This window comes from Brevibacillus sp. BC25 (genome assembly GCF_000282075.1).
Lineage (GTDB): Bacteria > Bacillota > Bacilli > Brevibacillales > Brevibacillaceae > Brevibacillus.
This window is the reverse complement of the sequence record NZ_AKIX01000032.1, coordinates 16,421-27,141: the sequence shown is the minus strand read 5'-3', so window position 1 is coordinate 27,141 and position 10,721 is coordinate 16,421. Positions and strand designations below refer to the sequence as shown.

Sequence of the window (10,721 nt, the reverse complement as noted above, 5' to 3'; positions counted from 1 at the left end):
GGCTCGTATGCAATAACGGTATCCGCCACTTGTGCAGCGTCCACTCCAGCAAAGGCACCTTCTGTCTGCGTACGGACTACTTCAGCTGTCTCGCCCGCTTCCCGTTGCTCCAGACTCTCGCCTACACACACAATCGGTACGAGACCTGCTGCTAATGCGGCTACAACCTTTTTGTTCACGGTCTCATCTGTCTCATTGAAATATTGACGGCGCTCGGAGTGACCAAGGATCACGTACTCCACACCGATTTCTTTGAGCATGGACGCGCTGATTTCCCCTGTATAAGCACCCTGCTCTTCAAAATGCATGTTTTGTGCGCCGATGGCAATATCCGTGCCCGCCAGCTCTTCCTTAAGTACAGCCAACGCTGTAAAAGGTGCGCAAATGACTTTTTGTACCCCGGAAGTATTGTTGCCTGCCTTGGCTTCCTGCGCAAACGCTCTTGCCTCGGCCATCGTTTTGAACATCTTCCAGTTCCCCGCGATAATTGGTGTTCGCATGCAAACTCCCCCTCTTCGCTCTTATTTGTTATCTGCCAACACAGCTACGCCTGGCAGTTCCTTGCCTTCCATGAATTCCAGGGACGCTCCGCCGCCTGTAGAGATGTGTGTCATCTGCTCGGCTACGCCTGCTTTCTCCACAGCTGCTACGGAATCACCGCCACCGATGATGGTCGTTCCGCTGCATGCTGCCATCGCCTTGGCTACGCCAATCGTGCCGCCTGCAAAAGCATCCATTTCAAATACGCCCATCGGACCGTTCCACACCACTGTTTTGGATTCTACGATGACGCTATGATACTGCTCCACTGTTTTTGGCCCGATATCGAGTGCCATCCAGCCGTCTGGGATTGCATCAATTGCCATGACCTGCTTTTCTGCATCTGCCGCAAAACGGTCAGCTACGACAACATCAACTGGCATCAGCAATTGAACGCCGCGCTCTTTTGCCTGATCCATCAACGTACGTGCGAGATCGAGCTTGTCGTCTTCACACAGAGAAGCCCCAATGCCATAACCCTGTGCTTTGAGGAATGTATTCGCCATACCGCCACCAATAATCAGATGATCGACTTTGGTCAACAAATTTTCAATGACAGCAATCTTATCTTTTACTTTTGCACCGCCGACAATCGCTGTAAACGGACGCTCTGGATTGGACAAGGCTCCGCCCATGAAGCGAATCTCCTTTTCCATCAACAAGCCCGCAACTGCTGGTATGTACTCAGCGATTCCCGCTGTAGAAGCATGTGCCCGGTGAGCTGTTCCGAATGCATCATTGACAAACAGATCAGCCAAGGCAGCAAAGCTTTTTGCCAGTTCTGGATCGTTCTTTTCTTCTCCCGCATGGAAGCGCACGTTTTCCAAAAGGATGACGTCGCCAGACTCCATCCGTTCTACTGCCGCTTCTACGTCAGCACCATGGCAATCCTCCAGCTTAAGCACGTCCTTACCCAAGAGCGAGGACAGATGGGCTGCGACAGGAGTAAGACGCATCGCTTCCACTACTTGGCCTTTAGGACGCCCAAAATGGCTCGCCAGGATTACTTTGGCCCCTGCCTCCATCATGAAACGGATGGTTGGTACAGCAGCACGAATGCGTGTATCGTCGGTGATTACCCCGTCCTGCATCGGCACGTTAAAGTCGACACGGCAGAATACGCGCTTGCCTGCCAGCTCAACATCGCGGATAGATTTCTTGTTCATGAACGATCCTCCCAAATCATTGGCTTTTTATTCGGAAAAAAGATATGGGAAAAGGGAGATTGCTCTCCCTTTTTATCCACAACAGTTCTATTTTACGTGTTAGAAGCCGCGCTGTGCAACATAATGACACAAGTCTACGACACGATTGGAGTAACCCCACTCGTTATCGTACCAGGAAACGACTTTCACCATGTTTCCTTCCAGTACCATTGTAGACAAAGCATCGATTGTGGAGGATGCAGGGTTTCCATTGTAATCAGACGATACGAGCGGCTCTTCGGAGTAGCCGAGAATGCCTTTGAGTGGGCCTTCTGCCGCTTCCTTCAGAGCGTTGTTGATTTCTTCAACAGTTGCGTCTGTCTTCAACTCAACTACCAAGTCCACTACGGATACGTTTGGAGTTGGTACGCGCATTGCGAAACCATTCAGCTTGCCTTTCAGCTCCGGCAGTACGAGTGCTACCGCTTTTGCCGCTCCTGTAGAGGTTGGAATGATGTTCTCCGCAGCTGCACGGGCACGGCGCAAATCTTTGTGCGGCAGGTCGAGAATTTGTTGGTCATTGGTGTAAGAGTGAACGGTTGTCATCAATCCGCGCACGATACCGAATTTTTCATTGAGGACCTTCGCATATGGCGCCAAGCAGTTCGTTGTGCAGGACGCGTTGGAGATCACAGTGTGTTGTGCTGGATCGTACTTGTCTTCGTTTACACCGATTACGACTGTAATGTCTTCATTTGTAGCTGGAGCAGAGATGATGACTTTTTTCGCGCCACCTTCCAAGTGCTTCGCTGCATCTTCGCGCTTCGTGAAGCGTCCAGTCGATTCCACTACGATTTCAACACCATAATCTGCCCACTTGAGTTGAGCTGGGTCGCGCTCTGCCAATACCTTGATCTCTTTGCCGTCAACGATGAGCGTGTTTTCGGAAGCTTCAACGCTCACGTTCAAAACACCATGAACAGTGTCATATTTCAAAAGGTGAGCCAGTGTGTGTGCATCTGTCAGGTCATTGACCGCCACGATTTCTACATTCGGATTGTTCAGTGCTGCACGAAATACGTTACGACCAATACGACCAAATCCGTTAATACCTACTTTTACCATAATGTATACCTCCTGCTCATTAGCTAGCTTTATTCTTCATCGCGAGAAACCTGCCCTCTGGCGAAAACCAGCGGGTCGATAATATCGTAACAATCGGTAATAAGATTGGAAAAAACACAAAGGGTAATGTCTGGATCGTCGAAACACCTAACGTGAGTGCCATCATCATCGATAGTCCGTTCCATGGGATCAGTACAGGCATGACAACTGTGGAGTCCAGCATCGTCTTGCCCAACAGCTCGGGCCCTCCCTCCCATTGGGAGAACCTCCCGAGAAGAGTCGAGCCGAGAACCAGAATCGGAATGGTTTGATTACAGCTAATGATGACCACTAACAACGACAATGCCGCTGCCTTCGCTACCAACACCGTCTTATTTTTTGTATGACCCATCATTTTGTCTACGATGGGGGTTAATAAATTGGCTCTGTTCAAAATGCCGTTTAAAAAGCCTGCGAGAATGATTAACGCCAGAACACTGAAGATGGCGAACATCCCGCCCCCATGGACCAGTTGATCCAGCGGCGTTCCTGAATGAAGCTCAAATCCATATAGCATTGATGTAAAAAACGTCTTCACATCCAACTTCCCATTGATCCCGACTAGAATCGCACTGGCTCCGATACCGAAAAGCAATGCTTTCACTGCTTTTACTCTCAGTGCAAAAGAGGCAATTAACACGACGAGAGGCAGCATGAGCAGCCAATGTACAGAAAAATGACTGACTAACAGCTCTTGGTACATTTGAATGGTATCCGTCGAGTTCGCCTGAGGTCGAAACAGATCAAGGATCAGGAAAAGGAACGCGCAAATCGCTACCGTAAGCAAAGCAGGACGCCGTATTTTTCTTTCCTGCTCTTCTGTCATACCTACATTGGAAAGCACCAGTAATCGACTGCTGGATATCGGTGAGAAGCGTTCTCCCACCATCGCTCCAGAGATGAGCGCACCTCCTACGATTGCAGGTGATATCCCTGCTGCGTGGGCAATGCCCATCAGGGACAGCCCAATCGTACTCAGCGTACCGATTGATGTACCCAGTAAATAACTGACCCCTGCGGTCAACAGAAAAGAGAGAACGAACAAATACTCGACATTCACAATCGATAATCCGTAGTAAATGATGGCGGGAATAGTTCCTCCCATCATTAATAGCGGAATCAAGAGTCCTACTAAAAACAGAATCGTTAGGACGGGCTTTGCCTTTTGGACACCTTCCCAGCCAAACACGAACTGCTGCTTCCACGGATAACCCAATCTTTTTACACTAACAAGTGTGACCAAGATCGCAAAAACAATCCCCCATGCAATCGGAAAACCGAGCGATAGGCTCAAAATGATGCCAGCGATCATTGCCAAGATGGGTGTTACCGATGTGATAGACATGCGACCGACTTCCTTCCGTTACAATCGTGTGGACAACAGCGTGTAAGCTGCTCCTTCGTCCGTAATGAGTACATTCTGACACGATTGCTTAGCAAAGGAAAGAATCGCTTTTGCCTTGCTTTCGCCCCCCGCAATGGAGAGCACAGTTTCTGCCTTGTGCACTTCCTCTAGCTGTAAACCAATTGTCGGCATTCTGTGGACCGTTTCTCCCGCTTCATTAAAGTAGTAGCCGAATGCTTCTGATACAGCACCCGTCTCCACTAATTCTGCGAGTTCTTCCTCCGAATAATTCCGCCTTCTCGCCATCGTGACGGCATCCCCGATTCCATGCAAAACGATTCGAGTTTCGCCCAAGAGTGACAGCACATCTTGTACTTGCGGCTCTTTGACCAATGTCTGCAAGGCTTCTGGATGGAGGCGATCCGGTACGTGAAGAAGCCGATAAGAAGCACCTGTTTTCGCTGCCATGGCGGAAGCGAGCGTATTTGCTTGCAGCTCTACGCGTTCTCCCAGTCCACCGCGAGCAGGGACAAACTGAACGTTTTTGAACGAAGCAGAAGGCGTCAGATGACTTGCTACGCTGGCGATGGAAGAACCACCTGTTACCGCTACAATGTCTCCTTCTTGCACGACCTGTTTGAGAATCCTTGCCCCTACCCGTCCGAGCTCTTCCTTTACCCAAGGCGATTGGTCTGCATTGCCCTGCACCACAATGACTTCTGATATGCCCAGCTTTTTTCGCAGTCGCTCCGCCAAGTCAGTAAGGCCGAATAGCTCTCCGACGAGAGGCTCCATGTCGTCCAAGACTTGTTGTCCTTCCTCACTCAGGCTCATTCCCGCAGCCGTTACATGAAGGAGCCCCGTCTCTTTTAGCAGTTCCACTTCTGCCCGCAAAATACGTTCAGTGGTATCCATGGCTTGAGCTAGACCTCTTCTGCCAATCGGCTGCAAATGATAGATAGATCGGAGCAACATGTACCGCTGACGCAAAACCTGAATCAAGTCAGGCAACAATTTTTGTTGCAGTTCCAGTAAACGTCGCATATTGCCTTCTTCCTTGGTTACAAATTGTTGATCGGGACGCATTATGTCCCTGTATATACATTTTATGTCCCACTCGGTGCAAAAAAAAGATCACTTGCTACAACTTGAATGTATCATATTTAACAATATCTTGCAAGTTCCTACGAACCCATACAAGAAAGTGCCACTCATGACCGAGCGGCACGTCTATGTAATTCGTTTCGCAGCTCCTCGAGTGTCACCACATGTGTAATGGAACGAAATACGATTTCTCCATCAATCTCGACTACTGGAATGACAAACATCATTTCTTCATGCAAGACCGGATCACTTTCAATATCAACCATGCGCATACGAAGGGGGAACTCCTCCGCCAGATTGCGGATGTAGAGCTCCACCTCGTCGCACAAATGACATTTATTTCGTCCGTACAAGACCATTTCAAACGTTTTTTCATTCATTTCCATTAAAACCTCTTTCGTTTAGCCGACGATGGGATCAGCATTTCTTCCCGGTACTTGGCAACCGTGCGGCGGGAAATTTCAATCCCCTCTGTAAGTAGCATCTCACCCAGCTTTTGATCAGATAACGGAGACTTCCGATCTTCTTGCTCAATCAGTGCTTTGATTCTGCGCTTAACACTCTCAGAAGAAGTTGTTTCCCCGCTGGAAGTAGAGAGTGCTGATGTAAAGAAATACTTCAGCTCAAAAATTCCGCGCGGTGTCTGGACGTATTTGTTGCTGGTTGCCCGGCTGATCGTCGATTCGTGCAGGCCGACCCGCTCTGCTATTTCCTTTTGTGTCATGGGCTTTAAATAATGAATCCCCCGATCAAAAAACTCCCGTTGCATATCGAGGATGGCCTGTGTTACACGCATGAGCGTCAGGCGGCGCTGCTCTAGACTTTTTGCCAGCCACATGGCGGCATTCAGCTTATCGTGAATGAACTGCTTGGCTTCATCTTGACTTTTTTGCTGGCTCAGCATTTTTTCATAAAAGCTGTTGATTTTCAGCCGCGGTGCAGCAACATCATTAACCAATACCACATAATCATTCCCGACCTTCTCTACTGTCACATCTGGAATGACATATCTTGTCTCTACTGAGGAAAAGGCCGCCCCTGGACGCGGATTCAGCGTACGGATCAGGTCTGCCATCGCCTGTACCTCTTGCGGTGTACATCCGATTTTGTCTGCGATCCGCTGATAGCGATTGTCCGCCAAATCTTGCAGATGATTGCGAACGACCTGCACGATCTTTTCATCATCGAGTGCCAAATGCTCGAGCTGCAGCAAAAGACATTCTTCCAGGCTGCGTGAAGCTACACCTACTGGATCAAAATGCTGCAAAACGGACAACACGTCTTCAATCTCCAGCATTTCAGCACCCAGGCGCGCACTCGCTTCCTCCAGGGTAATTTCCAAATACCCCTTCTCATCCAGATTCCCGATCAAAAAGAGAGCGATCTGTTTTTGCAGCGACGAGAATCCTTTTACATAGCCGAGTTGACTCTCTAGATGTTCGTACAGCGTCTCCGCACTTTGCTGGACGTAATCCAGTGGATTGTAAGTGCTTTCATTTTTTACCGAACCGTACTCACCTGTCGCGCGATTGCCTACAATTTCTTTCCAGTCAATCTCAGGAGCTGGTTTCTCTGCTTTTGCAGAAGCCGCTTCTCCAGCCACTTCAAGGTCGAAAACAGGATTTTCATTGGCCTGATCCTGTAAATAGGAGATGAGATCAATGGCTGAATACTGCAATATGGTAATCGCTTGGCGTAATTCCGGCGTCATCACTAATTTCAGTGTTTGTTCTTGAAATAACCCCAATCCCATGTTCATGAAGCTCGCCTCCTTCGCACTTGCTCATGCTGCTCGATGACTCTTTATTTTCATTATATTCGTTCTCTCATGCAATTTTCCTGCCAAATTATGATACAGCAGCACAAAAAAGTGACCCTTGTGGTCAGGGTCACTTTAGGAGGCTTTTCCTATCCTTGACGGTTGCGATAAAGCATCATAATAAAAAATGGCGCTCCTACCCACTGCTGTAAACACGCCAATAGGCACATCCAGTGGGACAAACAGCGTCCGTGCGACCAAATCAGCCACTAAAACGAAAAGGCCACCAGTATAGCGGAGGCAGGGAGCAAACGACTGTAGCCTTAACCAATTAGCTTGCGTGTCATATGCGGAGCCATCAAGCCAACAAAGCCTATTCCTCCTACAATCCCAACTGCCGCCGCTGCCAACGCCACACTAATGGCAATCACAATGAACAGGGCTGCTCCAGAATTGATTCCCAAAACAGAAGGGGAAGCTAATGGGTTGCGGGTGAGTGCTTGTAGAAGAACTCCCGTTACAGCCAGGCTCCCTCCGACAAATGCAGCCGTAACTGCCCGAGATACCCTCGTATCCTTAATAATCAGATGCTCCGTGCTCCCATCGAACTGAGTATACGCCTCAATAGCTGTTGATAGAGGGAAGTTTTGCAAGCCATACAGTACGCTTGCCGTCATGGCCAGCTCAAGAATCACGATTCCCATAATCAGTACAGACCATTTGCACCTTCTATCCCCTTCTCTCATGCTGCTGCCCATTTAGATATGGACCGAGTTCATATTCATGAAAAAATCCACTAAAATCAAGTTTTTTCGTTTGCATTTTGCCTGATCGCTGTCATATAATGAAATAGTGTCATTAAAAAACACTATACGCCTGTAGCTCAGTGGATAGAGCAATGGTCTCCGGAACCATGTGCGGGGGTTCGATTCCCTTCAGGCGTACCATAATTGCTAACCAAAAGGCTGGATGCTTCCAGCCTTTTTTATTTGTCTATCTCTTCTATTTAGTTGATATCCGCAAAGATCTTCTCGAGATCCTTCACCATCAAGTTCGCTGCCAGGATTCCCCCAGCCGTATTCCAGATGGCTTCGTTTACTTGATACGTACGGCCTGTCTGTAACACCTTCATGTTCTTCGCGAGCGGATCACTTAACCATTCTTGTGCAGTCTTGGAAGCTCCGGTATCCCCATTACGGTCAGAGGTGAAGTAAAAGAATACATCCCCGTCCAGTACATTGATCTGTTCTTTTTGCGATATCTTTGGAAAACTCCACCTTGTTTTGCTCCGCTGGACGCGCAAAGCCTAGCTTATCGAAAATGACCCCTGCAAAGTTTTGTTTATAATAGACAGGACAAAAACAAGGATGTGTCACATCTGAATCTCAACCAAGACATCGAGCACAACCGTCAAAAGAATAGATCACTCTTGCTCTGCTTCAACTCATGGAAAAAACGCAATACTCCCACATCTCTATTACCGAAATCACACGAAAAGCAGGGCTTGCCAGACAAACCTTTTATCGAATTACGAGGAGAAAGACGAAATCTTATATGGATTTTTGTGCGTTCAGTATGCGATTTACTGGAGGATAATAGCCGAAGAGAGCGCGCTGAATGAAGATATGCTCATAGCTTTTTTCGAAATGTGGCAGAAGCACACTCCCCCTTCCTTAATAGAGAACATTTGCAGTGGAGACAGGAAAGTGAGACAGATCATTTTTCGGAGCGTCGACTTTTCTATTCAAGAGCGTTTTCCAAACAGGGCAAACCCAGAGAACGATCATCAACAGGAGAGCCTCCACTACTATGCACAAAGATCGATGATAAGCTTCACCCTTATTGTCACACATTCTATGTAATGAAATGCAGCCCGCCTCCTAAAGGAGAATGGGCTGCATTTTTTCGTTAAAGATCTATTTTTGAAAAAGAATGGAGAGTTGCGCTACCCTGTATAGTCTACAAGTAGCCAGTTGATCCTTACTGATTAAAAATGGCTTTGAATGCGTAGGATGCTGGGACAATTGGGGTTGATTCAAATTTTTTAGCGCTATTAATGTTGATACTATAATTTCCTTCTTCTGGAATATCAAATGTGAAGTTAATATTCCCTGGTTTAGACCAATAAGTGTGGACTACCCCACCGCCTTGTTTAATTACCATGATATGGAATTCACCCGGCGGTGAAGATAATTTACTTAATGCGAATTTGAATTCACCCGGTTTCGCATAAAAATTAAACCAGTCAAAATCTTTGTTGTGAGAAATCACACCATTATAGGTAACATTCGAATTGATATAAGTAGCAAACGCTGGATCATCATTGGGTTCATATGGATCATTTGTGGAAGCAGTTTTCTGAGAAGCATTAACATTTTTTGTAGGTTCTGCTGCAAATCCAGATACAGAGAGTGATAATGCCATTGTCAGAGTCAATAAGCTAGCTACGACTTTTTTCATGATAATACCTCCGAATATCAGTAGGAATAATTTGTGATTTTATTGATTAAAAATCGCTTTGAAAGAATATGGGATTGGTTCTATTTGTCTATTATCTAATACTGCATTTGGCGTCCCCAGATAAATGCTGTACTGGCCTTCTTCCGGGATATCTACTGAAAAAGATGTATTACCTTTGGTAACAACTCTATTTAGAATCGCTCCCGTTGGCTTCTTCACCAAGATTGTTATCGGCTCAGAATTTGATGACAAGGTGCTAAATGCAAGATTAAACTTTCCTGGTTTTGCGTAAAAATTAAAATAATCAACATCTCTATAGTGATTAATTGCAGCTGTGTATGAAACGTTCGAATTAATATATGGAGCGTATTCAACACTATCATTTGGTTCGTACGGATCGGTCACCGAAGCAGCAGCTTTCTGAGAAGCTTTCACATTCTTTGCAGGCTCCACAGCAAGTGCAGACGCGGACAATGACAATGCTACTGTCAGAGTCAATAAACTAGCAACGAATTTTTTCATGAATTATCCCTCCGAGTACATTAGTAGCAATAGTCTGAGATTTTATTGGTTATAAATAGCTTTAAATGCATAAGGGATTGGTTTAATTGGCTTTGAATCATATGCAGCGTAATCAAAAATCATAATATAGTAAATGCCCTCTTTTGTAAGATCTTTTGTAAAGCTCAACCTCCCATCTTGAGCTTTATAAGGAGTCCCTGATAGATCACTTTCATGCATGATATTAACCCGAATGTTCCCTTTTTCGGATGTTAAGCTACTAAGAGCGAATTGGAGTGTCCCTGGTTTCGCGTAAAATTTAAACCAATCGACATCTTTGTTATGGCCAATCTCTGCTGAATAGGAAACGTTTGAATTAGCAAATGAAGCAAATGGGAGATCGTCATTTGGCTCATAAGGATCGTTTGCCGCCGCAGCTTTTTGAGATGATTTCGAGATTTTTACAGGTTCCGCTGCCAGTGCAGATACAGAAGCAGATAATACGAGTGACAGGCTCAATAAACTTGCTACGATTTTTTTCACGAATAAATCCCTCCAAAAGCTGTGATAGTAGGTACTATTATTTTTTACCATTTTATAACTTTATTGTAAATATTAGTTTTGTAAATTTTTGCAAAAATTTGGTGATTAAGCATGAATAAACTCGACATTTATCGATTTTTGCTATTCCTCTTATATTTGG

Annotated in this window: 12 protein-coding genes and 1 tRNA gene; 1 reads left to right on the top strand and 12 read right to left on the bottom strand. The window is 46.3% G+C overall.

Annotated features, from left to right (window positions below; translation table 11 throughout):
- From PMI05_RS09765 to PMI05_RS29925, 8 genes are all read right to left on the bottom strand, one after another.
- Positions 1 to 500 (bottom strand): triose-phosphate isomerase (locus PMI05_RS09765; protein WP_007720487.1); only part of this gene is annotated, 500 nt, incomplete at its 3' end.
- A gap of 21 nt (positions 501 to 521) precedes the next feature.
- A complete protein-coding gene (gene pgk, locus PMI05_RS09760) occupies positions 522 to 1,706 on the bottom strand; it encodes a phosphoglycerate kinase (RefSeq protein ID WP_007720486.1) in 1,185 nt (394 codons plus the stop codon).
- A gap of 99 nt (positions 1,707 to 1,805) precedes the next feature.
- Entirely contained in the window at positions 1,806 to 2,810 is a 1,005-nt protein-coding gene (gene gap, locus PMI05_RS09755; protein WP_007720484.1) for a type I glyceraldehyde-3-phosphate dehydrogenase, read from the bottom strand.
- Positions 2,811 to 2,829: 19 nt separating this feature from the next.
- Entirely contained in the window at positions 2,830 to 4,194 is a 1,365-nt protein-coding gene (locus PMI05_RS09750) for a Na+/H+ antiporter NhaC family protein (RefSeq protein WP_007720482.1), read from the bottom strand.
- An 18-nt stretch (positions 4,195 to 4,212) separates the two neighbouring features.
- A complete protein-coding gene (locus PMI05_RS09745; RefSeq protein WP_039960529.1) occupies positions 4,213 to 5,238 on the bottom strand; it encodes a sugar-binding transcriptional regulator in 1,026 nt (341 codons plus the stop codon).
- Positions 5,239 to 5,405: 167 nt separating this feature from the next.
- Positions 5,406 to 5,684 (bottom strand): glutaredoxin family protein, encoded by a 279-nt coding sequence (locus PMI05_RS09740; RefSeq protein ID WP_007720476.1) that lies wholly within the window; start codon positions 5,682 to 5,684, stop codon positions 5,406 to 5,408.
- On the bottom strand, positions 5,684 to 7,057 hold the full coding sequence (gene rpoN, locus PMI05_RS09735) for an RNA polymerase factor sigma-54 (RefSeq protein ID WP_007720474.1): 1,374 nt from the start codon (positions 7,055 to 7,057) through the stop codon (positions 5,684 to 5,686). The genes PMI05_RS09740 and rpoN overlap by 1 nt, the downstream gene beginning before the upstream one ends.
- 323 nt (positions 7,058 to 7,380) lie before the next feature.
- Complete coding sequence (locus PMI05_RS29925) at positions 7,381 to 7,803, bottom strand: iron chelate uptake ABC transporter family permease subunit (RefSeq protein WP_157230880.1); 423 nt, start codon at positions 7,801 to 7,803, stop codon at positions 7,381 to 7,383.
- A 126-nt stretch (positions 7,804 to 7,929) separates the two neighbouring features.
- Here PMI05_RS29925 and PMI05_RS09725 point away from each other — a divergent pair.
- Positions 7,930 to 8,004 (top strand) — tRNA-Arg (locus tag PMI05_RS09725).
- Positions 8,005 to 8,063: 59 nt separating this feature from the next.
- Here PMI05_RS09725 and PMI05_RS09720 read toward each other — a convergent pair.
- The 4 genes from PMI05_RS09720 to PMI05_RS09700 form a co-directional block, all read right to left on the bottom strand.
- Positions 8,064 to 8,360, bottom strand: coding sequence for a hypothetical protein (locus tag PMI05_RS09720; protein ID WP_039960527.1), 297 nt, complete (start codon positions 8,358 to 8,360; stop codon positions 8,064 to 8,066).
- 677 nt (positions 8,361 to 9,037) lie between these two features.
- Positions 9,038 to 9,517, bottom strand: coding sequence for a hypothetical protein (locus PMI05_RS09710; protein ID WP_007720470.1), 480 nt, complete (start codon positions 9,515 to 9,517; stop codon positions 9,038 to 9,040).
- A 39-nt stretch (positions 9,518 to 9,556) separates the two neighbouring features.
- A complete protein-coding gene (locus PMI05_RS09705) occupies positions 9,557 to 10,039 on the bottom strand; it encodes a hypothetical protein (RefSeq protein ID WP_007720468.1) in 483 nt (160 codons plus the stop codon).
- A gap of 42 nt (positions 10,040 to 10,081) precedes the next feature.
- Positions 10,082 to 10,561, bottom strand: a complete 480-nt coding sequence (locus PMI05_RS09700) for a hypothetical protein (RefSeq protein WP_007720466.1) — start codon at positions 10,559 to 10,561, stop codon at positions 10,082 to 10,084.
- Positions 10,562 to 10,721 lie beyond the last annotated feature (160 nt).